The sequence below is a fragment of the Aminobacter sp. GW821-FHT11F06 genome (assembly GCF_058808215.1).
Genome location: NZ_JBXARL010000005.1, coordinates 136,969 through 163,948, shown reverse-complemented (window position 1 = coordinate 163,948; position 26,980 = coordinate 136,969). Strand labels below are relative to the sequence as shown.

The window sequence follows — 26,980 nt, the reverse complement described above, 5'->3', positions numbered from 1 at the left end:
GCGTTGCCGAGTTCATTCTAAGGAACAAGGTAAAGTGAAAACGGCGTTAAACTTTCCGTCGTCATTTCTAATTTGCAAGGTGGTCGCCGGTATTAACCCAGCGGTTGTGCAACAGTCTTAACCAAACATTGAAGTCTTGATGGAAAACACGTCGGGCGCTCTCATTCTTGTTTAGATCAATTGGTGTATAGACGCTGCGACCATCGCAGCTCATGGGGTTGGGCCACATGCCTTCAGGGCAGTTAAAATGCGTTCTGATCGGGGACGAGTCGCTTCTGGTGCAGTGCGCCGAGATCGTGCGGGCGCATGGACATGCGATCGCGATGATCGTGACGGACAGTTCGCCGATCAGAAACTGGGCCGATGGTCTTGGCATATCGGTCTGCGCATTCGATGCGGATGTGGAGCGGCGGCTTGCAAATGTCGATTACGACTGGCTTTTCAGCGCGGCCAACCTGCGCATCATCCCCGATGCGCTTTGGCGTAGCGCGAGGCAGGGCGCGGCAAATTTCCATGACGGCCCGCTGCCTCGCTATGCCGGCCTCAACGCGCCGGCCTGGGCTATCATGGAAGGCGAGGCAAGCCACGGCGTCACCTGGCATGCGCTGACGGCCGGCATCGACGAGGGCGAAATCTACGCTCAGCGCATCGTCGAGATCGGCTCGGACGAGACGGCACTCACCCTCAACACCAAGTGTTTCGAGGCGGGCATCGCGACCTTTGAGGAAATGCTGTCTGCCATTGAGGGGCACGTGCTTGCGCCGCAGCCACAGGAATTTTCGCAGCGAACCTACTACGCCAAAGACCGCCGCCCTTCGGCGGCTGGAACGTTGCGCTTCGACCGGGATGTCCAGGCATTGTCGCGTTTGGTGCGCGGGCTCGATTTCGGCTCGGGTTATGCCAACCCGCTGGCTCGCGCGAAAATCTGGACGGAAGAGGGCTTGTTCGCCGTCACCAGGTTCGAGGTCGTCGGGTATGCCGACGGCCAGCCGGCAGGCATGGTGCTCTCGGTCTCTGACAAGGGCGCTGTCATCGCGACTGCGGACCACCAGGTGTTGGTGCAGGGCATCGGCCTTGGGTGGAATGTCGACAAAGCACTGAGCTCACGCCTTGTTCAGGGGATGCGGTTGCCGCTGATGAGCGATGCCGAGGGACAGGCGCTCGACGAGGCCGTCGCCCGGGCGGCCCGCTATGAGGGGCGCTTCCGCAAGGCGATCACTGCTGCTCGCGATGTCGACCTGATTGGCATCAAAGCACGGTCGTCGGACCATTCGCCGCGGGTCGCCACAAAGCCCGTACAATTGCCCGTTCCTGCAGATTCGCGAGCAGCAGTACTTGCGGCGTTCTTTGCGCGATTCTCCGGCCAGGATTCGCTGGATTTCGCCTATGCGACCGATGTCATCGTCGCGCAGAACAACCAGTTTCCCGGGCACTTCGCGACATCAGTGCCATTTCATATCGAAGCCTTGGACGGGGAAACGGCCGGGACGTTCGAGGCAAGGACAAATGAAGCCTTGGGGCAGCTACGCGAGCGGGGCACCTACGTGTCCGATCTTGCGGAGCGCGTACCAGGATTGATCGTTCCGCGTCTGACCATCGGGTTGGCCGAGACCGCCTCGTCTTCGAAGGCTGACCTCATTGAGGGGACCGCGCTGACATTCGTGCTCGGCGCCGACGAGACCCTTGTGCTGGTCGATCAGGCAAGGGTCGAGGATCGCGCTCTTACGGATATGCTTTCCCGATTGAGCATATTCGCCGCCGCCTTTACCGATGGCCACAAGGCGGTTTGCGACCTTCCGCTGATGTCGGAAGCAGAGCGCCAGCGCGTTCTCTATGGCTGGAACGAGACTGCGCGCGACCATGACCGCGCGGTTTGCGTCCATACGCTGATCGAGCGCCAGGCGGAGCTGACACCCGACGCTGTTGCGGTCGCGTTCCTCGACCAGGAGCTGACCTACCGCGAGCTCGATGAAAAGGCCAATCACGTTGCCAACCATCTGATCGGGCTCGGCGTGAAGCCTGACACGCTGGTGGGGCTGCATATTTCACGCTCGGCAGAACTGGTCATCGGCGCCCTGGCCATCCAGAAGGCGGGCGGAGCCTATGTGCCGCTCGATCCGATGTTTCCGGCCGACCGGCTTGCCCTGATGGTTGAAGACAGCGGTGCGCCCGTGGTGCTCGGCGAGCGCGCCCTCGACAGGGCGCTGGCGTTGCATGGCGCCCAACGCGTGAACATCGAAGACATCCTGCTGGCGCCGGGCAGTGCCGAGCGGCCGCGCAGCGGCGTCACCTCGGCCAATCTGGCCTACATGATCTACACGTCGGGTTCGACAGGGCGTCCCAAGGGCGTGATGGTCGAGCATCGCAATGTCGCTAATTTCTTCGTCGGCATGGACGATCGTATCGCAATCGATGAGGCCGGGCAGCCCGTCTGGCTCGCCGTCACCAGCCTGTCCTTCGACATCTCCGTGCTGGAGCTTTTCTGGACGCTGGCGCGTGGCTTCAAGGTGGTGATCCATGCAAGCGAGGTGCATGACCACAAGACCGCGACAGCGCCGCGTCGCCGCGCGACCGGCAAGGCACCGATGGATTTCGGCCTGTTCTACTGGGGGAACGACGATGGTGCGGGGCCGGCGAAATATCGGCTTCTGCTGGAAGGGGCAAAGTTCGCCGACGAGCATGGCTTTCAGGCGATTTGGACACCGGAACGACATTTCCATGCCTTCGGTGGCCCTTATCCAAATCCAGCGGTGACAGGTGCTGCCGTCGCTGCTGTGACGAAAAACCTGGCTATCCGCGCCGGTTCCTGCGTTCTGCCGCTGCATCACCCGGCGCGTGTCGCCGAGGAATGGGCGGTTCTCGACAATATCAGCAACGGTCGCGTCGGCCTTGCCTTCGCATCGGGCTGGATGCCCGAGGATTTCGTGCTGCGGCCCGAAAACGCACCGCCGCACAACAAATCCGCCATGCTGCGCGATATCGACACCGTCCGCCGCCTCTGGCGCGGCGAGAAGGTCGACTTCGATTTCGGCGCGGGCACGATCGGCGTCGTCACCCAGCCGCGCCCGGTACAGCAGGAATTGCCCGTCTGGATCACCACTGCGGGCAATCCTGAGACCTACCGCGAAGCCGGGCGCATGGGCGCGAATGTACTCACCCACCTGCTCGGCCAGTCGATCGACGAGCTTGCCGGCAAGATCCGCATCTATCGCGAGGCGCTGACCGAAGCAGGGTACGATCCAAACGCGCACAAGGTCACCTTGATGCTGCACACGCTCCTCGGCGAGGATCGTGAGGAAGTGCGGGAGCGCGCGCGCGCGCCGATGAAGGATTATCTGCGCAGCGCTGCAGCACTCATCAAGCAGTATGCCTGGGCTTTCCCGGCCTTCAAGAAACCACAGGGCGTGGCCCAGCCGATGGATATTGACCTGCAGTCGCTGCGGGCCGACGAACTCGATGCCATCCTCGAATTCGCCTTCCTGCGCTACTTCGAAGACAGCGGCCTGTTCGGCACCGTGGAGGACGCGCTTGGGCGTGTAGACCAGATCGCAGCTATCGGCGTCGACGAGGTTGCCTGCCTGATCGACTACGGCGTACCGAGTGACATTGTTCTGGAGCGGTTGAAGCCCTTGGCCGAGGTCGTCGCGCGGGTACGTGGCGCCGATGCAGACGAAGTGGTGCCGCAGAGTGCGCTCGCCGCCGATATCGCCGCTCATGGCGTGACGCATCTGCAGTGCACGCCGTCCATGGCACGCATGTTCCTGGTCAACGACGAAGACCGGCGGGCCCTCAAACAGGTTCGCCATCTGCTCATTGGCGGCGAGGCCCTGCAGGCATCCTTGCTTGCCGAGTTGCGCAAGGTGACATCAGCACCGATCGAAAACATGTACGGCCCGACGGAGACGACCATCTGGTCCTCGACCATGACGGCCGACCTCACAGAGGGCGTGGTACCCCTCGGCAAGCCGATCGCCAATACCCAGCTCTATGTGCTCGACGCAGCGCTTCGTCCGGTCGCGCCTGGCATGACTGGCGAACTCGTCATCGGTGGCGAGGGGGTGGCGCGCGGCTATTTCGGTCTCGATGAGTTGACCCGTGAGCGCTTCGTTCCAAATCCCTTCGCCGACGGCAGAATGTATCGCACCGGCGACCTCGTGCGCTACACGACCAACGGCGTGCTGGAATTCCTCGGCCGCACCGACCATCAGGTCAAGGTGCGCGGCTATCGCATCGAGCTTGGCGAGATCGAGTCGCGGATCACCGATTTCCCCGGTATCGCCGAGACCGTCGTCGTGGCCCGCGAGGACCGTGCCGACGATGTGCGCATCGTTGCCTATCTACGCCTTAGGGATCAACGGGTCGACGAGAATGCGTTGCGCGTGCATCTGGCGAATTCACTGCCAGAATATATGGTGCCGGCGCATTTCGTGACGCTCAACGCCTTTCCGCTAACGCCAAACGCCAAGGTCGACCGCAAGGCACTGCCGAAGCCGGAGACAAAGCGTGAGGCCGAAACCGAGATTTATGTCGCCCCTGTCGACAATGTGCAGCGCGAGATCGCCGAAACTTTCCGGCGCGTTCTCGGCGTCGAACGCGTCGGGCTCAATGACAGCTTCTTCGCGCTTGGGGGGCATTCCCTTCTAGCCGTTCAGGCGCATCGGGAGCTGAAGGCGTCGATCGCACCGGACATCGCCATCACCGACCTGTTCCGGTTCCCGACAGTCGCGGCACTCTCTGGGTATCTTGCCGACCGCGGCAAATCCGACGAGCGGCTCAGCCAGGTTGCTGATCGCGCCGCAATGCGCCGTGCCGCACTTGGCGACCGACGCGCTACGATGCAGCGCATGCGAGGAAGCTGATGGGTCTTCTCGCTATGCTGTTCGGGCCTGGCGTGGGTGTTGCAACCGCTGATCCATCACGGATGGCGGCAAGCCTCTATCCTGCCGAAGAGGCCTATATGGTGCGCGCTGTCGAACAGCGAAGGCGCGAATTTGCTGCTGGGCGCGATTGCGCCCGCACGGCGATGCGAACGCTCGGCATTGCGGCGCAAGCCATCCCTGCGGGGGCCGACCGTGCACCCATCTGGCCGGAAGGCATCGTCGGCTCGATCAGCCATTGCGACGGTCTATGCGGTGCGGTGGTTGCCAGGAAAGCCGACGGTTTCCGCTCGCTTGGACTTGATATGGAGCCAGCCAAACCGCTGGAAGATGATCTCACAGATACGATCTGCACCGAGCAGGAGATCACCTGGCTGGAAACGCTGCCGGAGCGCCAACGCGGTCTCATGGCGCGGGCGATCTTCAGCGCCAAGGAAACAGTATACAAAACCCAGTACCCGCTCACTGGCCTGCTGATCGATTTTCACGCAGTTTCGATCCGCTTCGACATGGTGGCGGCAACCTTCGCAGCGATGTTTCATGTCAACGCCAGTCCATTTCGCCGTGGTGACCAGCTACAAGGCCGCTTTGCCATCGATGCCGGCTTCATTGTCACGGCCATTGGCCTAAAGAGCGTACCGGCGAAAACCGTGCGGCAGGAATTCACCACATGGGCCTGATACAGACCGTCGAGCCAGGCGATCCTGGTGACGTCGCCTATGCGTCATGCGACGAGACCTTGCTGCTGGTCACAATGGTGCGGTTGCGCCGGGGGCCGCGCGGTCTCCAGCTCGATGACCAGACCTGCGCCGGCCTTGGGCGTTGGGCCGAGCGCTTCAAGCACGTCGTCTTTTGCGGCCTTCTGATGAAAGGCGATGCGGAGGACGACACCTCGGTGACCTGGCTCGATGTCGATTCTCTACCGGACGCCGACCGGCTACGGTTTCTAGCCTTGCCTTTCGCCTACAAGATCGGTGCGTTTTTTCGCGCCTATCGGGCAACGCGCACAATGCTCGCCGAAGAAATCAGCAAGGCCGACAAGCTTTGCTTCACGATTGGTTGCATTTTCGGCGACTGGGGTGCGATTGGCGGTTTGGAAGCGATCCGGCAGGGGCGAAAGTTCGCCGTCTGGTTCGACCGGGTCGAATACGACGTGTTGCGCAACACGCTGCATACGATGAGCTTCAAGCGCCGCGTGAAGGAACGCATGACGCTTCCGCTCATGCGGAGCTATCATCATTATCTGGTCCGCCGATCGTCGCTGGGCCTCTTCCAGGGCATGGACACATTCAACGCGTTTGCCGCTTCTTCGAGCAACCCGGCTTGCGTCTACGACGTCCATACGCGGAGGGAGGATTTCATCGCGACCGGCGACGTTATGCTCAAGGCTGCGCAAATCGAGGCGGGCACGCAGTTGAGGCTCGCTTATGTTGGGCGCGCTGCTCCAATGAAGGGGCCGGAAGATTGGCTGCGGGCCGTCCATGGTGCCGTGCAGGCAGGTGTTGATCTCCGCGCAACCTGGCTCGGCGACGGGCCGCTTCTGCCTCAGATGAGGTCGATGGTGGATCAGCTTGGGCTGGCCAGACATGTCGAACTCGTCGGATATGTTGGCGACCGCGATGCGATACTTAACAGATTGCGGCAGAGCCACCTTTTCCTCTTTTGCCACAAAACGCCGGAATCGCCGCGTTGTCTGATCGAGGCACTGGTTTCCGGCTGTCCTATCGTCGGCTACGGCGCACCGTATCCGCGGGGCCTTGTCGAAGGCGAAGGCGGTGGCGCCTTCAGCCGCATGGGCGATTTCGACGGGCTCGCGGCGCTGATCATCGCACTTGACCGGGATCGAAAGCGCCTCGCCGGGCTCGTGCGCGATGCCGCAGCTTGCGGCCGGAAATTTGACGAGGCAACGCTCTATCGCAAGAGAGCCGGCCTGATCGAGGCCCATGCGTGATGCGGTTCTTGTCAATTCTGGCTCTAAGCATCGCCATGTTGGGCTTTGCTGCGCAAGATGCGGCGACGCCGGCTCTGCGGGTTGAGGCCAGAACATTGACGGCCGCATCATCCAATCTGTTTGTGTCCGGCCACAGCCTGACAGACCGTCCCCTGTTGGACAAAATGGCCGATATGGCAGCTGGTTCGGGCCGGTCGGTTCGCTGGAACATGCAAAATATCAGCGGCTCGTCACTGGAGCAGCGCACTATGGGGACTGACCCCGTGCACCCCTGGGCCGGCTTCGCCACTGGCACAGATCGCGACGGCGGCCCCATAGACGTCCTCGCCGAATTGCGCGAGCCGTCGGTTGGGAGCAAGGCCTACGATCTTCTTCTCGTGACGGAAGTGCACTCCCTGCTCGACACTCTCATGCGCCAAGGCACAGTGCGCTATCTCGCCGAGTATCAACGCCGCTTCCTCGAAACCAATCCGTTGGGGGCGACATGGTTCATGGCGCCGTGGCTCAATGTTTCCGACAAGGACGATCCGCGTGACTGGATAGCCTATGAGCGGCTCGCCGCTCCGGTCTGGCGATGTGTCGTGGAAGCAGCCAATACTCGCGCTGCCCCTGGCCAACGCGGATTCGGTATTGGGTTCATCCCTGCGAGTCTCGCCTTGGCCGAACTGGTGGACTATCTGATCAGCGCGCCCCGCCCAGGCTTTGAGAGCATGGCGCCGGGTGACATTGTGCGTACTCTGTTCACCGACACCGTCCATCTGACAGATCTCGGCGAAGACTATGTCGCGCTGATCGTCTTGGCGACGATATATGGGCTGGACGCTGAGACGGTGGCCATGCCCAACAGGCTGCAAGCGCAGACGCTGAAGGGCTTCGCGGCGGATTTCCTGCGTCGTTACCGGGCTACCAAGCCTCTCGAGGAATGTGCTGGCGGCGTTTCGACTTCCTTCTCCTGGGCTTATGCCGGCTATGCCAACAAGATCTATCGCGCCGACTTTTCCTGGCCGCGCGCAGCGTTCCAGAGGTGGCGCGATACAGCGCGCTTTGGTTGGAACCTGCGCGAGACCTTTGCCGATTGACCTGCCGCGTTACTGCCGGCCGTGGAGGTAAAGCGCAAGCGCTGCCATCGTCCCGATCGACTGGTGCACCGTATATTCCTGCTGCATGATGACTGAAGGGTGCTCGACCAGATATTCGTGATAGGGCATGGAAAAGCGCGGCGGCTCGATGCGCCGCTGCGCCGCGTTTTCGGTAGTGCCTGACTCGGCGAGGGGCGACCATGGTGGCCCGAACACCCAGCCATAGGCGGTCGCTGCCTGCGGCGCGAAGCCGAAGATGGTGATGCCGCTTGGCGCGGCGACGCCCATTGCGCGGTGGTCTTCGTGTAGTGGATGCAGGATCTGCCGTGAACCGATCCCGGTCACGAAGCTCAGGCCCACCTGATTGACCCCGACCATGGCCTGATATCCCTGCTCCATGACACGCAGGATTTGCGGATCGGCCGACAGAAGATGCGCGCGCATGAGCGTCTGCACCTGGTTGTAGTCCGGCGCGCCGCCCTCTCCCCAACCAGCGGGTGCACCGGGATGTTTCATGTTCGGGTAGGCGGCTTTTTGCTGCGCGCCGGTGATAATTGCGGCTTCCTCGACAAACCTGGCTGCGATCTCTTCAGCTATTCCCGCATCCGCGCTTGCCGTCTTGAGGTAATCCCAGGCAGCGTCGCCCTTGTGGGCGAAGAGCCCCTGATCCTTGCGCCAGGAGGCTTCGAAGATGGCCCGCGGCTCCGAACCTCCGAGAAGCCTGTAGAGTGCCGCTGCAGCTGCGCCACGATATTCCGCAGCGACTTTCTGCAGTTGCTCTCGGCGTACCGGCCAGCCTTCCGCCCCGAACGCACCGGTCTCCGTGACTGCCGTGATCGCATCGCCGTAATATGTATCAGGATCCGCGAAACCACGTTCCGCTGCATCCCATGCGGCGCGGGCGCTATCCTCAAACAGGCGGGCGGCGTCGGATTTGCCCAGCCCTTTCAGAACGCGCGAAAGCTTGGCGGCAACGGCGGCATATTTATAGGTCGAGATATGGTCGGGCGCGTAGGCATAGACCTCCTGCCGTTCGAGATAGCTCGGCTCACCCAGCAAGGGGTGTGCTGCGCTTTCGATGCCGCCGCGAATGCTGCCGTCTTCTGTCTGAAGCCTGCGGAAGAAGTCCATGACCCAGATCGCTTCGTGGAGAAGGTCAGGCAGGTCGTCGGTATCGCGATAGGCGGAATTTGCAAGCAGCGCGCTCGACTTCGGCAGATTCAAGTTGAACGCAGGCTGGCCGGCGGGCAAAACCTCGAAGGCGTCGAGCAGAAGGGACGCGACCTCGACATGCTGGATGCGGCGGTCCCAATCGCCTGCATCCATATAGCCGCCCCAATAGCTGTCCGGCGCGATTTGTTCGGTACGCCAGCGTGGCTTCACCCCCTTCTCGAAGGGTATGAAACCCGTGTCGAAATTGGACGACCAGGCCAGTGGCAGTCTGCTTTCGATGATGGTCATGTCGGACCCGGGCCGAAACGCGACTGGCCGCCGATAGCCAAAGCGGCCGTCGATCTCTATGCCGCTGCGCTGGTGATAGAGCCCCGTCATCGAATTGCGCGCGACCTTCAGCCAGATGTCAGCCCCTACCGGAAACGGGTCGGAAACACCGAGGCCGGGAATGCGAAGACGGAATGGTCCGCCGGATTGCGGTGCCCAAGCGGAATAGTCGAGTTCGAAGACGAAGGTGCCGGCGCGGTTGGCGCTGTGCGCCGGGGCGACGGTTGCCACGGAAGAGAGTACCGCTGGAAGCGCCCCTTTTGGATCGACGAGCGTGAACGCGTTCGCCGTGACGTCGGTCACAGTGGCGAAGATTGCGCCTGCATCCTGTTCGCCGCCCAGCCGCTCAAGGCCCACCCGTTGCCCTTCGGTCAAGCCGTGCGGCGCAATTGTCGTCACGCGCCGCGTCTCTTTGTCGAGCGATCGGATTGCGATACGCGGTGCGGTTGCTGCGGTGTAGTCTAGCAACGGCTTGGGCAGGCCGTTGCCCGGCTCGGCATCACCAGGACTCTTGCGCAGGCTTATGGCGCCGGAGAAGACAGTCTTGCCTTTGGGATCGATGACATCGAAACCGTCGAGGCCGTAGTCCCTGAAATCGACCGCGCCTTCGTTGTCGCCACCCGGCAGCCAGAGCGCAAGATAGGCGATCTTTGTTACGTCCTTTGTCGCGTGTCCAAGTTGCGTCGAGCGTATCGCCAGTGCGCGGGTCGTCTGGTCGTTGAAGGTGAAATTTTGGTCGGGAAGCATTCCATTCGGCCAGTGGATGACATGCTTGCCCTGTGGCAACGCTCCGTCGAGTTTGAGATAGAGCTGGTGTTTGAAAGCGGCGCCTGTCCGGGTGTCGCCATTCGGTCCGGGGTAGAGGCCGGAATCGTATGGCATGGATTTGCGATGAACGGCGATGACGCGCCGTCCACCGATTGCGCCATAGAGGCCTGCCGCATCCACACTGTTTCGATCAAGGAAAATGCTGGGCGGCGTGTCGGCAAGCCGGGCATGCGTTGCCTTCGGTCCGATGACGAGACCGAGTACGCCGTCGACGGCAATCCAGCGTCCAAGCAACTCGGGCTTCGGCTGCGGCAGGGGCACGATCTGCCCACGCAGGAACGACGGGTCGCGCAGTTCGACTGCGATGATGTCTGGCGTTGCCATCGTGACTTCCACGACTTCGATCGCTGGTGAACGAGCGTCTGCGTTCGTCGAAAAAACAAGCAGCGCCAGGAAGAGGATGCGAAGAGCAAGAACCACGTTATCATTAACCTTCCATGGCGGTACATTCGCCCGTTAACCCGGTATTCCCAGGCGTCATGCTATCGCGCTGATGTCAGGGCATAAGGGTTATCGTTTCTTGAAATTCGGCGTTCTTTTTCTCGCTTTGCTTGCGATTTTTCCGCTCGGCCTGCTGCTGCGGAGCACGCCTGCGCTACGCAAGCCATTCTGGACGGTCTTTGGAGCCCTGCCTTTTTTTGCCGCTGCGATCCCGATGTTCGATGTCAGCCTCCTGTCTTGGGCGGGGTCTTGGGTCGGTTTCGTCTACGGTCTCCAGATTTCGATCGTCGACATCCTTGCTGCCGCAGCCCTTTTCGCCATACCGCGCGGAAAACTGCCGCTGTGGTGCAAGCTGCCGTTTCTCTTTTACATCCTCGCTGCTGCCCTTTCGCTACTGCAAGCCGCCGAGCCGGTGGCCGCAAGTTTTGGTGTGCTGCAGTTCGCCCGCATCTTCCTGGTGATGGTCGTGGTGGCCCGTGCCAGCACTTCTGATCCAGACGTACCCTTCCTGATGCTGAAAGGCATGGCGATCGGTATGGCGGCGCATTTCGTAGCCGTCTTGTATCAGCGGTTCCAGCTGCACTTGCCGCAGACGATGGGGCTATTCATCCACCAGAACACGCTCGGCATGGCGGCTCATTTCGTCATCTTTCCGCATCTTGCCCTGCTTTTGGCCGGCTATCGCAACGTTCGTTACTTGGTTGGCACGGTTGTGGCGACGATCATCGTCGTCGTTTTTACGGCATCACGCGCGGCGGTTGGCTTTTCAGTCATGGGCCTGGGGACGCTGTTTGTAACGCAGGCACTTGCGGGCCTGACACAGCGTAAGATGGCGATCGGCTTTGCCGCGCTCGCCTCCCTTCTGATCGTGGCGCCGCTGGCGATTTCCACCTTCTCCAATCGGTTCGAGCTCAACCCGCTGGGAGAAAGCCAGTATGACGAGCGTGCCGCCTTCAACCGCGCAGCGTCCTTCATCCTTGACGACTATCCGCTCGGCGTTGGCATCAACCACTATGTGCATACGGCCCGCGACTTGGGCTATTCGGAACGCGCCGGCGTCATCGGTTTCGAAGGTAACCGCAACAATATTGTCCATAATGCCTATTGGCTGACCGCCGCCGAGGCTGGATACCCCGGCGTCGTCGCGTTTTGCATCATGCTCATCGTGCCACTGTTCGTCGCCTGGCGGACCGGCTGGCGCATGCGCCACACGCTCGAAGGCAACCTGCTACTCGGCTTCGGCGTAACGCTGCTCGTCGTCTACCTCCATTCCTTCTACGAATGGGTGATCTTCGCCAGGGAGATCCAATATCTCCTGACCATGACGATGGGCATGATTTTCGGCATAGCCCTGCGTCTCGGAGTGTCCTGTAGCGGAAGGCAAGCTCTGCCGATAAGGGCGATGCGTTTGAATGCGCAATAAGGACAACATTAACCATGAAGCATGAAAATCTCGGCGGTACAAAGATTTTCTCGCGGATCGCCGAACATCTTCAATCTATTTCAGCGGTTGAGCGCTAGCAGCTTTGGATTGTTGCCAGATATTGTTGGGAGCGGTTCGATGACTTTGCTAGGTGAACCAAGAAAGCTGCAGGCGGGAAGCGTGGCCATCGTCGCCTGTCTCGCTTTGCTTGGCTTTTCCGGCAAGCTTCTTGCTGGCGCGGCAGAGTATGAGCTCGGCCCCCAGGATCGGCTGCGCATTCACGTATCCGAATGGCCAGCACTCACTGGCGAACTGACTGTCGGTGCCAGCGGTGACATATTGATGCCGACGCTCGGCCAAATCCCGGCGAAGGGGCTGAGCGCGCCCGAACTTGCCGCATCGATCGCTTCGCGGCTGAAGGCCAAGGCCAATCTGCCGCAAATGCCGGATACGACGGTAGATATCGTCGCTTATCGGCCGTTCTACATCCTCGGGAGCGTGGCAACCCCCGGCGAATATGCTTATCGGCCGGGCATGATTATCCTCAATGCGCTCAGCCTCGGCGGCGGCGCCTATCGGGCGGAGCAAGGTTCGCAGTGGGACCTTGAGCGCGTGGCGATTTCGAGCCGTGGCGATTTGAAGCTCAATGAAGCGCGGCGCTGGGACTTGCTGGCCGAACAGCGGCGCTGGCAAGCTCAGCTCGACGGGGCGGTAGAGATGGAGGCGGTGCCCGGCGAAGCATCGCCCGAATATGCGAAGGCCATCGAGGAGCAGCGCAGGCTGTTCGGTACGGAGCTCGGTCGCTATCGCGCCGAACGGCGCAGCCTCGAAGCCTCGATTGCCATGCGCGAGCAGGAGATCGCAGCGCTTGACCACCAGCTTGCGGATGTCGCCGTGAAGCTTGGTTCAACGCAAAGCGAGCTAGAGACGATCCGCCGATTGGCCAAGCAGGATCTGGCGGTTCATCGCCTTGGTCCGCTGGAGCGCGGCCTGAGCGACGTGCAGCGCGAGCTGCAGGATCTGGAGATCGCCAAGCTGCGGGCGCGCCAAGAGATCAATACGGCGACGGGCGAGATCGCCACGCTGGACGAGCAACGCCGTGCTTTGGCACTCGCCGGCGCCCAACGCGTTGCGGTCGACCTTCGCGCTGTGGCCGAACAGAATGACACCTCCGCCCGCATCCTGGACAGTGCCGCATACTATTCGTCGAACCTCTCTCGCTTGGCCGATGCCGAGTCCGCGCCGCAGCTGCGTTTCAGCATCGTGCGGACCGACGACAATGGTACGACCGAGTTCGACGCGACCGAGACGACGCGCGTGCAGCCCGGCGACATCGTCAAGGTTTTCCGTGTGACGACGGAAACGACCGGTGCGCTGCCGGTCGAAACGCAATCGACGCGCCCCTGACGATCGATGCACCGGCTTACTGAAGGCTTTTCCATGCTCGAAACGCGCCATCCGAAGCAATTGCTGGTCCAGCAGGCCGTGGCGCCAGGTTTCGAACTCTACGACTGGCGCTGGATGATCCGCTCGGGGTTGAAGCGGCTCTGGCTTATCATCGCTGGAACGCTTCTGTGCGCGGTGCTTGCTGCTGCCTATGTCGCGCTTCGCCCCGCGCAATACACGGCGTCGACCGTCCTCACCATCACCAATTTGCGGCTGACGACCAGTGGCGAGGACGCGTTTTTCACCGAGTCGCAGTTCGACCCGACCTTCCTTGAGACACAGATAGAGACCATCGGCTCCACGCCCGTTCTCTCCAGCGTCATCCAGACGCTGAAGCTCGGTGGTCCCGACACGTCCAACCAGCAGGGCGCGATCAAGGCACTGCGCAGTGGCCTCGCCATCCAGCGTCTCGGCCAGAGCAACCTCGTCGAGATCCGCTATACGTCGCGAACCCCGCAGGATGCGGCGATCCTCGCCAACGAAGTGGCGCGCGCCTATATGGCCAAGCAGGAGGCCGACCGCGCCGAAGCGGTACAGTCGGCCAGCGGCTGGCTGCGCGACCGGCTTCGCGAGGCTGGTCCGAAGGCCCAAGTCATGTCGGCAGCCGCACCGCCGATCGATAAGAGCAATCCGCGCGGCATCATGATCATCGCCCTTGCGGGAGTGGTCGGTGGCGCGGCAGGCTTCGTGGCCGCACTGGCGCTGGCGTTTCTCGATCGCGGTTTCCGCCGGCCAGAGCAGCTTGCCTTGGTGACCGGGGCAGAGTGCTTCGGTGTGGTTCCAAGCATGCTTGACGATGCTGGCGCGTCAAGGCCGAGCCTTCCGCTTCTGTCGGAGATTGCCCGTCGCCCCGGCACACCGGAATGGCAAGCGCTGCGGCTGGCCAGCGTCAGTATCTTTCCCTCGACCGGCGCGGCACATGTGAAAACGCTCGGCGTGACATCCGCACTTCCTGGCGAAGGCAAGACTGTCGTGGCCGCTAATCTCGCGCTTCATGCCGTTGAGATGGGCAAACGCGTTTTGCTCGTCGATGCGCAGGCCTATCGGCCGGAACTGTCGAAATCGATGCAGCATGCGAGCCGGCAGGGCCTCATCGACTATCTCGATGGGCGCGAAGGGGACCTGGCGGCGCTGGTCGTCCAGGACGTGCGAACCGGGCTGGATTTTTTGCCCTTTGGTAAGACCGGCAAGACGACGCCGATGCTGTGGGCAGGCAGCATGGAACGCCTGCTCGATGATGCGGCGGCATACGATCTTGTGGTTTTCGACCTGCCGCCACTCGATGCCGCAGGCGACCTCCGCGCTTCGGCGCGCTTCATCGGTTCTTTCCTTTTGGTCGTTGAAGCCGGCCGTGTTTCGGATGAGGCGCTGTCGGCGGCTTTGTCGGCGACCCCATCAGTTTGGGAAAAGCTCGTAGGATCGATCCTCAATCGGTGCGATCCCGAACCGGCGGTCAAGTGGCTGCCGTCGTTCGAGCGATAGAACCTTCCTCCGACAAGCTTTCAGGCAACAGGATTGGCATGGCCTGATGGCTATTTCTTCGAAACGGCTCCTTCACGGAGCGATCTGGACCACCGGCGCCTATTTCGTCTCGGTCGTGCTGCGCTTCGGGTCGAATGTGATCTTGTCGCGGCTGGTCCTGCCGGAAGTCTTTGGCATGATGCTGATCATCAGCACCTTGCGCAACGGTATCGAACTCGTCTCCGACGTCGGCATCGGCCAGAACATCGTACACAACAGCAAGGGGGAAGATCGCCGCTTCCGCGACACGGCCTGGACCATCCAACTCGTCCGCGGCGTGATCCTGTTCAGTCTCATGTTCGCCTTGGCCGCGCCGCTGGGGCAACTCTACACCCTGCCAACTTCGGCAATCCAGATATCGGCGATTGGCCTCGCCTTGATGGGCGGCGCGTCGGTCTCGATATACATGCTGCAGCGCCAGCTTCAGTTCGTGAAGCTGAACCTGTTCGACCTCGCGATCGAGTTTGTGAATGCAATCTTCGTGATTGCGCTGGCGCTGTACAGCCCGACGATCTGGTCGCTTCTTGCCGCCAACCTCATGACCATCATCATGCGAACGACGGCGAGTTACCTGCTGCCCTTTGGCCGCGCCTGGCTCGCTTGGCAGGCATCTTATGCTCGCGAGATCATGTCCTTTGGCAAGTGGATATTCTTGTCTTCCTTGCTCTCCTTTCTCTGCGCGAGTTTCGACAAGCTTTACCTCGGCCACGCCATCCCGCTTGCGGTCCTTGGCATCTACGGCATAGCGCGCACAATCGCCGACCTACCGGCGGTCCTGGTCACCAGGTTGAGCTATTCCTTGATCTTTCCGGTGGTCTCCTCACGCAGGGGGCAGGATGCGGGAGCACTTCGCACGGAGATGCGCCCGCTGCGCCTTAAGCTCCTGCTGGCGTGCGCCGTCTGCATCGGTTTTGGCGTTTCAGTGGCGGATTTCGCCATCTGGCTCATTTACGATCCGCGCTACCATGATGCGGGCTGGATCCTGCCGATCCTGCTTCTCGGCGTCTGGTTTTCTCTTCTGTGCACGATATCGGAATATTCGCTGCTCGGCCTGGGCCGACCGCTTTATGGCGCGGCAGGCAATATGGCGAAGCTGGTGTTCATGGTCATCGCCATTCCGCTCGGCTTGCAACTTTACGGCATTGCGGGTGCGATCTTGATGATCGCCGCCAGCGAACTCAGCCGCTATATGCCGGTCCTGTTTGGTCAGTATCGGGAGCGGATCGCCTTCTTGCGGCAGGATCTGGCGACGACCGGCTTGCTTGTGGTGCTCATCCTTGTGTTTTCTTTCGCACGTTATGCAGCCGGCTATGGCACGGCTTTTGACGGCGTGCTGGTGGCGTTTCGCTGATGAAGTCTCATGCTCCGATCATTGGTGTGGTGGTGATCGGCCGCAATGAAGGGGCCCGTTTGATCACTTGCCTCGAAAGCCTGGGCGAGCGTGTCGCCACTACGGTCTATGTCGATTCCGGCTCGACTGATGGCAGCGCGCAGGTTGCCGAAGGGCTAGGCGCGACGGTTGTCCGGCTCGACATGGCTATTCCTTTCACCGCGGCTCGAGCCCGCAATTCAGGTTTTGCCGAACTCCGCAGACGGGTTCGGGGGATCGAATTTGTGCAGTTCGTCGATGGCGACTGCCAGATCGTCGACGGCTGGTTGGCGAAGGCCAGCGAATTTCTGGTAGAAAACCAAGGTTATGCGATCGTCTGTGGCCGTCGCCGCGAGCGTTTTCCGGACGCGACGATCTACAACGCTTTATGTAATCGCGAATGGGACACGCCGGTTGGCGATACGCTCGCCTGTGGCGGCGATTGCCTGACGCGTGTCGAGGCCTTGGCAGTTGTCGACGCCTATTCGGCGGACCTCATCGCTGGCGAGGAGCCGGAAATGTGCGTGCGCCTGCGCGCCGCCGGCTGGAAGATTCACCGCCTTGATGCGGAGATGACGCTGCACGATGCGAACATCACGCGTTTCGGCCAATGGTGGAACAGGTCGAAGCGCGCTGGCCATGCCTTCGCGGAGGTGGCGCATCGTCATCTTGAGTCGCCCTACGGCATCTGGAGGCGCAATGTGCTGCGGGCACTGTTTTGGGGTTGCATGCTGCCGTTGGCAGCACTTTTGGGCGCGTTGGCGCTGGATCCCGCGTTCCTGTTGCTGCTCACCGCCTATCCATTGCAGACCGCGCGCATGGCCTTGCGGGAGGGCGGAGGGCGCCTTGCATGGCTTGATGCGGCCTTCGCCTTGCTGGCGAAATTCCCGGAGATGCAGGGCGTGGCGCAATATGCCCTCAGCCGCCTGACGCGGCGACGCCAGGGGCTTATAGAATACAAGTGAGTGGCTATTCGGCGGCAGGCTGGAAAGGCGTCTTGTCGTGAAGTGGGCCCGGCGCTGAGTTGTCGTTGCGGCCGGCGCCGGCAGCGGCCGCGAAAAGCCGCCGCAATTCGAGCGCCAGACGTTTGCGATCGTGCATACGCTCGACGCGCTCGCGTCCGACCTTGCCCATGCGCTCCAGAACGTCCGCCGGGGCTGCCAGTGCCGAGCGCATCGCTGCGACCAGTTGCTGGTGGTTGCCTGGTTCGACAAGCCAGCCGCATCCCTCGTCCACCAGTTCAGGAATGCCGGCGATCGTGGTCGAGATGACTGGTCGGGACAGCGCCAGGGCTTCCATGATCGCCACCGGCAGGCCTTCGGCATAGCTCGGCAGCAGCATGGCGCGGCTCTCCTTGAGGAGTAGCCGAACCTCGTCGTTGGATGCCCATCCACGCAGGATGACTTGCGTGCCGACATCGTGCCGCGCGATCTCGGCCTCGATATCGGTACGGCTTTCGCCGTCGCCGACCAGCACGACCTTCATGTCGGGAAACTCTGCGCGCAGTGCCGCGACCGCAGCCGGGATGTGGATCTGGCCTTTTTGTGGGCAGAGCCGGCCAATACAGACCAGCGTGCGTTCGCTTGCAGGGATCGGCGAAGGCGCGAAATCCTCGAGCTTGAGGCCGCAGCGCGCAATGATGATCTTGTTCGCATCAACGGTGTCGGAAAGAGAAGCAAGGAGGTTGCTGCAATAGTGCGAAATCGCCACGACAAAGGCGGCATGTTTGATCTTGAGATCGAAGCTCAGATAAGCAGCGTCGCTGAATTCGTCGGGTCCATGCGCGGTGAAGCTGTAACTTGGACCGCCAAGCAGTTTCGATAGAAGTGCCACAGCCGCGGGATTGGTGCCGAAATGCGCATGGATATGGGCGAGGCCCTGCCTGTTGGCCTCCTGGCGCAGAAAACAAGCCTGCATCAGATAAGCGATGTGGTGGACAAGCCCAGAGTAAGCCTTCCCGCGCATCTGGTTCAATACGGGGAGGGCGCGCATCAGACCGCGCGGATTTGTCAGGATCTCGCGACCGAAGGCCAAGAACAATCCGGTGGCATTTTCGCTAAGAAGGTAGCGTGTTGACGCCATTTCGGCCCGATCGGAATGATCGACGAGCGTTCCTTCGAAACGACGGACAGAAAGTCTCTCGATCTTCAGTCCAAGTTCTTCCAGGGCTTCGATTTCCCCGCGAATGAAGGTCGTGCTCGGCAATGGATAGGTGTTTAGCAGATAGGCGATTTTCACCTGCGTCCCCTCAATTTGTTATTCGCAGGACTATCGAACTGCAATTATTGATTTGTTCAAAAACGAGAACTTCTCAAAACTTATTCGCGAATCCGGAAACAAGCGCTTCATCTGATCTGCCGAAAGCAGCCGATGATGGCGCACGAGCCATGCCGCGTCGTTCCAGTTATGCTGGCGACTGAAAAAGCCAAGAGCAAACCGGTGCACCATCTCGATGCGCAGTCGTTCTGGCAGATACTGGAAGCCGACAAACCGGAAATGCGGCTCAAAAGGAAACCAGTAGTTCGGCGTTTGGACGTAGTAACGCGCGCCCAGGCGCTGCACATTCGCGGCGAAGAGCTTCATATCGGCGAGTTGACCGACATGTTCGATCACCGAATTGGAGTGCACGAAATCGAACTTCTGGCCCTGCAATAAGGCCTCATCGGTCGCGCTGCCTTCAATCGCAGTGAAGAGGTGGCTTTTCTCGATGCTGATCTGGGCGGTGTTGACCAGCGTAAAATGCAGGCGTTCTGCATTGTCTTGGATGAATTGCGATCCGATATCCCAATATTTTTCGGTTCCTCCCAGATCAAGGATCGTACAACTTCCCTTGGCGCGCAATATGGACTGGATGATCTCCTGGATCAGCGCGAATCGCTTAGCCCGAAACCGGCTCTCCAGACTGTTTGGGTTCGTGTACGGGTCGGCTCGCCCCGACACGGCGCTATCGATCGTTTCTGTATCCGCATTGGCCATCAAATACACTCCATAGCCAGGCAAATCACGTTTCAGTTCGCCACCAGCAAATCAAGTAAGTAGATTTAGTTGATTTTCAGTAAGTTAATCTACGTGGCCAATTTTCACTCTGTAAAGTTGAGCTGGCGCGAAGCGGACTTCATCTTGCCTGCAAGAGGATGCAGAGCATGAATGGAGTCCTTCGCATGTCAGCGCGACGTTTTCGCTCTAAGGCGATGGCTCTTAGCCGCTGATGCCCAGCCGCTCGGCCAGATTGGGGTCTGACGGGTCGACCTCGATCGCCTCGGAGGTCTTGAAGGGCAAGGTCGGATGCGGCGCGGTTAAAAGTGCCCATTGCGCCACGTTGCAATCAAACAGGATAGGCGCCTCCGGAAGTTGCTGCGCTTGAATCTGCGCCCGTGTCATGGTCTCGAGGTGAGAAGGGCGGATGGAGACATAACGCACAGTGTGGCCCGCCGCCGCCATCTCGCGCACTGCCTCGACCGCCTGGGCGTTTGGAGTCACCTTGTCGAAATAGGGCTCGAAATAGAGCGATCCGCGCTGGAACAGGAAACCGTCGACGCTTACTAGAAAGACACGCTGCCTTTCTAGCTTGTGGCGCCATTCGGTGACGGTGCCCCAATCGTCGTAGTTCTTCGCCTTGCGTGCTTTGAAGATATGGCTGTTAAGCGCCATGAAGGCGATGATCTCGGACAGATAAAGCTCGCCCCCGGCAAGGCGCGTTCCGCGCAGCATCTCATCATAGGCCGCGAGGAATGCCTTTGGCTCGGTGAAGAAATAGCCGCCGACGCTGAACAGGTCGGAGATCACCTTCTTCTCGCGAAAATTGATGATGATGTCTTCCTGATCGACCTGTACGTAGCTCTTGTTTTGCGGATTGACCTGGTCGAAATCCTCCAGTGAAGCAACAGAGACGTAATTGTATTTCTGTTCGATAGTGCCAAGCTCGAAATAGTTGTCGCTGTCCTTGACGAGAAATGGCTCGTCAATGCCGGTGCGGCGCAGCGTCTCGACCACTGTCTCCGACTGGCTGGATGTCGGCTCCTCCAGCACGACGCAATGCACTGGCTGGCCGAAGGCGCGCTTCAGGCCCTCGATGGCGTTGAAACGCTGCTGATGCTCGGCAAGGATGGTGACGACGAGATCTTCGACAGGCGCGTTCAGGCCGCGGATGGCCTTGTAGACCATGGGCAGGCCGTCATTGTCCGGCAGCATCCATTTGGGCAGCATATTGGGAAAGCGCGAGGAACGACCCGCGCATGGTACGATAATCTTCATCGCTGGCTCCTTACGGCGTCGATGGCGGCACGGCCAAAGCTCGCGACGCGGCGCGCAACGAAGGCGCTATCGGCCTCGCTATGCGCATAGGGAAGAATGCGGGCAAAGGTCAGCCCGAGGAAAAAGTAGTGCCGCGCCGGATAGAGCGGCGACTGGTTGGCGGCGGCCTTCATCCAGCGGTCGCGCAGCCACCAGGTCACGCTGGTCGCAATCGAGCGGCCCCGATGCGCATGCCAGTGCCCTTCACATTCCTGGAAGAGCTTGGACCAGTCGAACCAGTAGTGGTCGAAGGGAGATTCGATCGGGTCGATCAGGCAAAGATCGCCGCGCCGCCCGACAAGGATGTTTTCGAATGTAAGGTCACCATGAGAGGCCGTCGGCAGGTCCGAGCCGGTGACTTCGCCCATGAGCAGGAGCGCTTCGTGGAGTGTTGCCAGTTCATTCGCGTAAGCGCCGCCGCTCCGCTCCGCGATTTGCTCGAGCTTGGCTGCAAGTGTCTCGCTGCCTGGCAGGATTGCCGGCGCGCGGGGGCGGGCGGCTGCCAGCGCTTGCATGAGTTGCTCGACGCGGTCGGAGAACATCGCCACCTGCTCGAAGGTTGCGGTCGAAAGATAGTTGATTGCGTCGCGCGCGGGGGCAAATTCCATGTCGTAGAAACGCAAACCCTGCGCTTCGTCTTCGCCGAGCACGCGCGGCATACTCGCGACGTTATCGATCACCCCCCTCAGCCATGCTTGCCGGGCAGACTGCGCGACGATACCTGGATTGGCGGCAAGGCTGTTTGCGGCCTTGCGAACGAAAGGGCTGCCAGAACTGGTGCGCAACAACGCCACAGTTGCGCCAGAAAAGCCCGAAAGCGGAATGACTTCGGAGAAATTGGCGAATGCCGGATGGTCGGCCAGGGCAATCATGTGCCGACTAGCCAAGCTGCGTGACATCAATGACGGACATGCCTGCAGCACGGCCAGATGCCAAACCGGCTTCGGCGTCTTCCAGGACCAGGCAGCGCGCGGGTGCAACACCAAGCGTGGCGGCAGCCGTGAGATAGGGTTCCGGATCGGGTTTGCCGTTGGCGACATCGTCGCCGCTGACAATCGCGCCAAAGAGTTCGGTCCAGCCCATTGTCGCCAGTATGGCCAGCACCCCGTCACGGTTTCCTGAAGAAACCAGAGCCAATTTCTTTTCACCGGCAACGGCTTCAAGCAGCTTCGACGCAGGCAGGGTCAACGGTACGCTGGAACGGAGGATACGCGTGAAGGCGGTCTTCTTGTCGCAATGGATGGCTAGCACATCGTCAGGGGTCGAAGACAAGACGCCAGCCGCATGCATCATCAGGGGGATCGCCTGGCGCGCTGGCGCGCCGACCGCCGCCCTGTAGTCCGCAAGGGTGAGTTCTGCCCCGCGTGCCGCGAAAACCTCGGCATAGGCGCGGTGATGAAGCGGCATCGTGTCGACCAGTGTTCCATCGAGATCAAAAAGCAGTGCGTCGTAACGGCGAAGCTCTTCCGCAGACGGCAAGCGGCCGAACGAAGGAGCATCGGTGCCGGCGATCTCTTCTGCGGAACGGAGGCGCAATTTATCAACCTCTTTGAGATAGATGCGATGGTGGGTTCTGACGTCATTTCACTAGTCGGCAGTTCCTTATATTTGGATAATGGAACGAATATCTTGGCCGAACCTGCCTCTTCATCATTGCGCCAGTTCGCGGAATGTTTTCTCGCAGCGCCTGAAGGAACCCGCGATTATGCGGATGCGGCGAAAGTGCTGCTGCAAGCGGTCCTGGAGAATTCAGCCGACGCAGGTTGGTCGCAGGCTGCGCGACACGCCTTTTTCCGCGCGGCGATCCTCGACGAGCTTACCTCAAACGCACCGCCGCAGTTCGTGCTGCGCGCGGCCGAGATGCATTCGGCCAATCTGACGCATGTACTGCCAACGGTTGCCAGGACGCTCGATCCCTTTCTCCGGGAAGTCTGGTCGCAGAAGCCCCTGACCAAGAATGCCGTCCTGCTGTTTTTGTTGCTGCGCCATTTTCTGCCATGGCTCAACCAGACAGAATTGTCGCGCGTCCACATAGCGGAGCTGCCGGGTTTTACCCTTGCTGACATGGAACTGCCGTACAATTCGATGTTCGACCAGGTGAGTTTTGCTCGCAACGTCGCCGATATCGACAGCCTGGCGAATGTGAGTACCGCCGCGTTCCCGCTGTTTCAGATCGTGCTGTTCCGGTGGATTACCGGGCGAGGCTTCGTTGTCGGTAAAGAGAGAATCGATGATGCGCTCGCCGGCATTGGCTCTGCCCAGGATGTGGCCGCAGCTAAGTCGTTGATATGGCGAAACGCGCGCCAAAGCACTGTTGCGCCCGAGATGCGCCTGAAATTGATGCGGGCGAAGCCTTATCAGGCCCTCCATGCAGGCAAGTCCATGATGCGCCAGCGTCTTGGGTTCAGCTTGCCGGGACCACGCAAGCCGCGTGTCGCGGTGTGCATTTCGGGCCAGCTGCGTGGCTTCCGCAAGGCGTTCCCGAGCCTCAAGCAAGTCCTGCTGCCGGGGACCGAGCATGAGGTCTTCGTCGATACATGGCAGGATATTGGCCGCTCGGGCGCCGAGCCGTTCCGCAAGGTCTTGCCCTTTGCCGGTTTGCATTTCGCCGAGGCTTACCGCGAGCATTGCACGCGAATGGGCATGGAAGAGATGCGCAGCCGCTACGGATCGCTTTTCGCCACGCTGGCCAGTACCGGGCTCACGAGCACCAGCGAAGTGAGCGCCTTCTTCGGCACCGACAATATTCGGGTCGAGGACGACAAGGCCGAGCGTTTCGCGGCTTTCTCCAACTCCGCCAAGATGCACTACAAGATCGCGGCCTGTGCCGCCCAGGTTGAAGCCAGTGGCAAGGAATTCGACCTCATCCTTCGCGTTCGCCCTGACAAGCCGGTGACGATGGTCGGCTTCGGCTGGCGCGACGTACACATGGTTTGCCAAGGCAGTGCGGTTCTGTTCGCAGATCAAGGCTTTGGCCACCAATACGCCAAGATCCTGGTGGGTGACCAGTTTGCCGTCGGGTCGCCGCAGGCCATGCGCGCCTATGCAAGCACCTTCGAGAATTATCCTGACTATGCCGAACGGGGTTTGCTGCAATGCGAGCCGGGCTTCCACGGTCACTCCAGCCTGGCGCAAACCTGTTGGCTGAACGGTATCGCCGTCGAGCGCCTTGCCGTACGTTTTGGGCCGTTGACTGAAACAGATCCGTTGTCGACAGAAGAAATCATTTCAGCCATTGAACAAGATGCGACAGGCCGCATGGATAAGATCGATTTGTCTCTCGTCGAAGCCGTGCAGCGAGACGCGCTCAGATGATCGGTGTTGAAGCGATGCGACAGGCGGCGCTTCTTGGGATGCTGGTCAAACGTGGGCGTTTGAAGGGAAGACTGGCGACGTGAAGCCTGGTATGTTCTGGGGTAGCAAGCGGTGACGCTTCAAGCGATGGTCGGCATGTTCATACCCGTGGGCACATCAGAGAATTCTGATCCCATGCCCTGACGTCACTCAACTCGCTGCTTTAGGCCCCGTTGCGCTCGGTCGCGCGCATTGCGTTTAGCTGCAAATCGAGTCCCTGGACAATATGCTCGCGCATTGCCCGGGCCGCCACGTCGCCGTTACCGCTATGAACGGCATCCAGCAGGTCGAGATGTGCACGAAGCGATTCTGCCAGGGCGCCGCCGCTCATGGTCGAGGCGAATACATGAAACGAGATGCTGCGGTTCCACATCAGGTCGAACATCTCAAGCAGGTAGCGGTTGCCTGTCTGCAAGACAAAGGCCCGGTGAATGGCCTTGTTGGCCTCATAATACTCGGCAGCGGTGGTGACTTGGCGCGCCTCTTCCATCCGGATCACCTCGGCAATCCGTTCAAATGCAGCTTCATCCTTGGTTTCGGCCAGGAGGCGCGCGCTGTAACCCTCGATCGACTGGCGGGCGGAATAGATCTCGCGCGCATCCTCATCGGAAATCAACCGCAGCGCAAAACCGCCGCGACCAGCAGTCACCAGGACCCCTTCCTGCTCCAGACGGAGCAGCGCTTCGCGCACCGGGGTGCGGCTGATTTGGAACTCGGCGGCGAGTTTTTCTTGAACGATCCTGTCCGTGGGCGCGATGATCCCGCCTGTTATCGCCAGCAGGATTTGGCGGTGGACCTCGTCTGCGAGCCGCTGGTTGTGCACGATAATTGGCTTGAACTCTGCCAAAGAAGGACCTTTCTTGAACTGGTCTGCGGAGTACTTCACCGCCTACAGGTTTGCACTATTGCCATATGCGGGCAAGATTTCCGTGCGACAAGTCGTCAGGCATGGAAATCGATAATTGTGCGGATGCCTTCGCCGCGCTTCATCGTCTCAAACCCCTCATTTATACCCGCCAGCGGGATGCGTGCGGTGATCATGTCGTCCAGGTTGAGCCGCCCATCGAGGTAAAGCCGCACCAGGCGCGGCACGTCGGTGCGGAACTGGTTGGAACCCATGTCGCAGCCCATCACACGACGTTCGGCGATGAAGTGGGCGAAAGGCAGGTCTATCCGCGCGCCTTCGCCCATCAGGCCGGTTGTCCCGCCCTTGCGGGTCATGAGAAAGGACTGCTCCACCAGTTTCGGTGCCCCGACAGCCTCATAGGCCACATGCACACCCTTCTTGCCAGTCAGCGCCCGCACCTCGGCCACAACGTCGCATCCGCTGGGATTGATCGTGGCGGTCGCGCCGAAACGACGAGCGGTTTCCAATCGGGCGTCATTGATGTCGATAGCGATCACGTCCATCGCGCCGGCGATGCGCGCGCTTTGCAGAATCGACAGCCCGACCGCTCCGCAACCAATCACCGCGACGGACTGGCCGGCCTGAACCTTTGCCGTATGCACCACCGCGCCAAAGCCCGTGGTCACAGCGCAACCAATCAGCGCAGCGCGGTCGAGCGGCATTGCCTTGTCTATCTTTACGATGGCGTTTTCGTGCACGAGGATTCGCTCGGCAAAGGCCGAGAGATTCATGAACTGGGTTACCGCCTGGCCAGCTGATGACAAGCGAGTGGGCTCGTCCTTAGGCCGCACCAGCTGATCGCCACCTTCACAGATCGAGGGACGGCCCGAGAGGCAGAATTCGCAGCCGCCGCAGAAAGCCGAGAGGCAGCCGACAACGTGGTCGCCTGGTGCGAAGGCAGAGACCCCTGCGCCCACGGCCAACACCACGCCGGCCGTCTCGTGCCCAAGGATAGCCGGCACCGGTACTGGCAGATGGCCTTGCATGAAATGCAGGTCGGTGTGGCAAAGGCCTGTGGCTGCGACCTCCACCAGAACTTCCCTAAAACCGGGATTGGCGTGACTGACAGTCTCGATCTCGAGCGGTGCGCCGAAGGCGCGCAGGACTGCGGCTTTCATTGAAAATCCTTTGGCTGAAGGCTCAGCGGTGGCGGCGCAGGAATGCGGAGAGGGCGGTGTTGACGGCGGGTGCGTTTTCGACATTCGACAGATGCCCCGCACTGGGGATCACCTGCATCTCGGCACCGCCGATGCGCGCGGCGATCTCGGCGGAATAAGAAGGTGGCGTCTCGCTGTCCTTCTCGCCGACCAGTATCAATGTGGGTGTTGCGATGCGCGGCAGGTCTGCCAGCCCGTCATGCCCGCCGATAAGCCGGGTGCACAAGGCAAGTCCTTCGGGACGGGCGCGCGCCATGGCTGCTACGCCCGCAGTGCGGATCGCCTCTGGCGTGTCGGGCGCCATGATCGCGCGAACCATTCCGTCAGCGAAATCGTGCACTGCGATGCCGCCGGCGAGCTGCGCGAGGATCGGATCGATGAACTCTTCGGGCCGCATGGACGAGCCGAAAGCGAATTTTGGCGAACTGTCCATGATGGTCAGGCTCGCCGCCATGTCCGGGTGGCGCGCGCCGAACGACTGCAGGATCATCCCGCCCACCGACAGCCCCACGAGGTGCGCGCGCTCGACCTGCACCTTCTCAACCAGGAACCGGGCAAGAAGGTCAGCCATCAGGGCCATCGGTGTGGTCTCGGAAATCGCTGCCGAGCCCCCGTAACCGGGCATGTCCCAGGCGATACAGCGATGTGTAGCGCGTAAGGTCTCGATCTGCGGCCGCCAGGAAACCGCCGATCCAGCCATGCTGTGCAGGAACACCACAGGGCTGCCAGAACCTGCTTCGACATAGCATGGCAAGTCGATGCCGTGCGCGAATGTGGGCATGAAAGCCTCCTCCCAACAGCTCATTTTCTGGACCAAAGGCCTCTCGCCGTCTC

At 60.9% G+C, this 26,980-nt stretch carries 19 protein-coding genes; 10 read left to right on the top strand and 9 right to left on the bottom strand.

What is annotated here, in order from left to right; all coding sequences use genetic code 11:
* The first annotated feature begins 323 nt into the window (after positions 1–323).
* The 4 genes from AC1RTB_RS14395 (at position 324) to AC1RTB_RS14380 (ending at position 7,907) form a co-directional block, all read left to right on the top strand.
* Positions 324–4,859: a MupA/Atu3671 family FMN-dependent luciferase-like monooxygenase gene (locus tag AC1RTB_RS14395; RefSeq protein WP_492943824.1), complete on the top strand. Its 4,536-nt coding sequence runs from the start codon at positions 324–326 to the stop codon at positions 4,857–4,859.
* A gap of 98 nt (positions 4,860–4,957) precedes the next feature.
* Positions 4,958–5,557, top strand: coding sequence for a 4'-phosphopantetheinyl transferase family protein (locus AC1RTB_RS14390; protein WP_492881311.1), 600 nt, complete (start codon positions 4,958–4,960; stop codon positions 5,555–5,557).
* Between the two features lie 329 nt (positions 5,558–5,886).
* Positions 5,887–6,828 (top strand): glycosyltransferase, encoded by a 942-nt coding sequence (locus tag AC1RTB_RS14385; RefSeq protein WP_492943823.1) that lies wholly within the window; start codon positions 5,887–5,889, stop codon positions 6,826–6,828.
* 8 nt (positions 6,829–6,836) lie between these two features.
* Positions 6,837–7,907, top strand: a complete 1,071-nt coding sequence (locus AC1RTB_RS14380; RefSeq protein ID WP_492881313.1) for a hypothetical protein — start codon at positions 6,837–6,839, stop codon at positions 7,905–7,907.
* A 9-nt stretch (positions 7,908–7,916) separates the two neighbouring features.
* Here the strand turns inward: AC1RTB_RS14380 and AC1RTB_RS14375 are convergent, their stop codons facing one another.
* The gene (locus AC1RTB_RS14375; RefSeq protein ID WP_492881314.1) at positions 7,917–10,559 is read right to left on the bottom strand and encodes a glycoside hydrolase family 9 protein; all 2,643 of its coding nucleotides are present in this window, start codon (positions 10,557–10,559) and stop codon (positions 7,917–7,919) included.
* A gap of 196 nt (positions 10,560–10,755) precedes the next feature.
* Between AC1RTB_RS14375 and AC1RTB_RS14370 the strand changes: the two genes are divergently transcribed.
* From AC1RTB_RS14370 to AC1RTB_RS14350, 5 genes are all read left to right on the top strand, one after another.
* Positions 10,756–12,099, top strand: coding sequence for an O-antigen ligase family protein (locus AC1RTB_RS14370; RefSeq protein ID WP_492881315.1), 1,344 nt, complete (start codon positions 10,756–10,758; stop codon positions 12,097–12,099).
* Between the two features lie 138 nt (positions 12,100–12,237).
* Positions 12,238–13,506 carry a polysaccharide biosynthesis/export family protein gene (locus AC1RTB_RS14365; RefSeq protein ID WP_492881316.1) on the top strand — a complete coding sequence of 423 codons (1,269 nt, stop codon included), beginning with the start codon at positions 12,238–12,240 and terminating at the stop codon, positions 13,504–13,506.
* Between the two features lie 33 nt (positions 13,507–13,539).
* On the top strand, positions 13,540–15,027 hold the full coding sequence (locus tag AC1RTB_RS14360) for a Wzz/FepE/Etk N-terminal domain-containing protein (RefSeq protein WP_492881317.1): 1,488 nt from the start codon (positions 13,540–13,542) through the stop codon (positions 15,025–15,027).
* Positions 15,028–15,073: 46 nt separating this feature from the next.
* Positions 15,074–16,417, top strand: coding sequence for an oligosaccharide flippase family protein (locus tag AC1RTB_RS14355; protein ID WP_492881318.1), 1,344 nt, complete (start codon positions 15,074–15,076; stop codon positions 16,415–16,417).
* Complete coding sequence (locus AC1RTB_RS14350; protein WP_492881319.1) at positions 16,417–17,400, top strand: glycosyltransferase family 2 protein; 984 nt, start codon at positions 16,417–16,419, stop codon at positions 17,398–17,400. The genes AC1RTB_RS14355 and AC1RTB_RS14350 overlap by 1 nt, the downstream gene beginning before the upstream one ends.
* Before the next feature lie 4 nt (positions 17,401–17,404).
* On the opposite strand, the gene AC1RTB_RS14345 is transcribed toward AC1RTB_RS14350, so the two are convergent.
* The 5 genes from AC1RTB_RS14345 to AC1RTB_RS14325 all read right to left on the bottom strand — a co-directional run bounded on the left by AC1RTB_RS14345 (position 17,405) and on the right by AC1RTB_RS14325 (position 22,264).
* Positions 17,405–18,673 (bottom strand): glycosyltransferase family 4 protein, encoded by a 1,269-nt coding sequence (locus tag AC1RTB_RS14345; protein ID WP_492881320.1) that lies wholly within the window; start codon positions 18,671–18,673, stop codon positions 17,405–17,407.
* Positions 18,674–18,703: 30 nt separating this feature from the next.
* Complete coding sequence (locus AC1RTB_RS14340) at positions 18,704–19,411, bottom strand: class I SAM-dependent methyltransferase (protein WP_492881321.1); 708 nt, start codon at positions 19,409–19,411, stop codon at positions 18,704–18,706.
* Positions 19,412–19,633: 222 nt separating this feature from the next.
* Positions 19,634–20,689 (bottom strand): glycosyltransferase family protein, encoded by a 1,056-nt coding sequence (locus tag AC1RTB_RS14335; protein WP_492881322.1) that lies wholly within the window; start codon positions 20,687–20,689, stop codon positions 19,634–19,636.
* Positions 20,686–21,522: a protein kinase family protein gene (locus AC1RTB_RS14330; RefSeq protein WP_492881323.1), complete on the bottom strand. Its 837-nt coding sequence runs from the start codon at positions 21,520–21,522 to the stop codon at positions 20,686–20,688. Before AC1RTB_RS14330 ends, AC1RTB_RS14335 begins: the two co-directional genes overlap by 4 nt.
* An 85-nt stretch (positions 21,523–21,607) precedes the next feature.
* Positions 21,608–22,264 (bottom strand): HAD family hydrolase, encoded by a 657-nt coding sequence (locus tag AC1RTB_RS14325; protein WP_492881324.1) that lies wholly within the window; start codon positions 22,262–22,264, stop codon positions 21,608–21,610.
* Between the two features lie 93 nt (positions 22,265–22,357).
* On the opposite strand from AC1RTB_RS14325, the gene AC1RTB_RS14320 reads away from it, so the two are divergent.
* A complete protein-coding gene (locus tag AC1RTB_RS14320; protein ID WP_492881325.1) occupies positions 22,358–24,043 on the top strand; it encodes a hypothetical protein in 1,686 nt (561 codons plus the stop codon).
* A 202-nt stretch (positions 24,044–24,245) separates the two neighbouring features.
* Here the strand turns inward: AC1RTB_RS14320 and AC1RTB_RS14315 are convergent, their stop codons facing one another.
* From AC1RTB_RS14315 to AC1RTB_RS14305, 3 genes are all read right to left on the bottom strand, one after another.
* Positions 24,246–24,929, bottom strand: coding sequence for a GntR family transcriptional regulator (locus tag AC1RTB_RS14315; RefSeq protein ID WP_492881326.1), 684 nt, complete (start codon positions 24,927–24,929; stop codon positions 24,246–24,248).
* 95 nt (positions 24,930–25,024) lie between these two features.
* Entirely contained in the window at positions 25,025–26,107 is a 1,083-nt protein-coding gene (locus AC1RTB_RS14310) for a Zn-dependent alcohol dehydrogenase (protein WP_492881327.1), read from the bottom strand.
* A gap of 22 nt (positions 26,108–26,129) precedes the next feature.
* A complete protein-coding gene (locus tag AC1RTB_RS14305; RefSeq protein ID WP_492881328.1) occupies positions 26,130–26,927 on the bottom strand; it encodes an alpha/beta fold hydrolase in 798 nt (265 codons plus the stop codon).
* Positions 26,928–26,980 lie beyond the last annotated feature (53 nt).

Bases quoted from the DNA above. Each gene is read 5' to 3' on its own strand.
- AC1RTB_RS14395 (WP_492943824.1), top strand. From the start codon at position 324: ATGATCGTGACGGACAGTTCGCCGATCAGAAACTGGGCCGATGGTCTT.
- AC1RTB_RS14390 (WP_492881311.1), top strand. From the start codon at position 4,958: ATGGTGCGCGCTGTCGAACAGCGAAGGCGCGAATTTGCTGCTGGGCGC.
- AC1RTB_RS14385 (WP_492943823.1), top strand. From the start codon at position 5,887: ATGCTCGCCGAAGAAATCAGCAAGGCCGACAAGCTTTGCTTCACGATT.
- AC1RTB_RS14375 (WP_492881314.1), bottom strand. From the start codon at position 10,559: ATGGCAACGCCAGACATCATCGCAGTCGAACTGCGCGACCCGTCGTTC.
- AC1RTB_RS14365 (WP_492881316.1), top strand. From the start codon at position 12,238: ATGACTTTGCTAGGTGAACCAAGAAAGCTGCAGGCGGGAAGCGTGGCC.
- AC1RTB_RS14360 (WP_492881317.1), top strand. From the start codon at position 13,540: ATGCTCGAAACGCGCCATCCGAAGCAATTGCTGGTCCAGCAGGCCGTG.
- AC1RTB_RS14355 (WP_492881318.1), top strand. From the start codon at position 15,074: ATGGCTATTTCTTCGAAACGGCTCCTTCACGGAGCGATCTGGACCACC.
- AC1RTB_RS14350 (WP_492881319.1), top strand. From the start codon at position 16,417: ATGAAGTCTCATGCTCCGATCATTGGTGTGGTGGTGATCGGCCGCAAT.
- AC1RTB_RS14340 (WP_492881321.1), bottom strand. From the start codon at position 19,411: ATGGCCAATGCGGATACAGAAACGATCGATAGCGCCGTGTCGGGGCGA.
- AC1RTB_RS14335 (WP_492881322.1), bottom strand. From the start codon at position 20,689: ATGAAGATTATCGTACCATGCGCGGGTCGTTCCTCGCGCTTTCCCAAT.
- AC1RTB_RS14310 (WP_492881327.1), bottom strand. From the start codon at position 26,107: ATGAAAGCCGCAGTCCTGCGCGCCTTCGGCGCACCGCTCGAGATCGAG.
- AC1RTB_RS14305 (WP_492881328.1), bottom strand. From the start codon at position 26,927: ATGCCCACATTCGCGCACGGCATCGACTTGCCATGCTATGTCGAAGCA.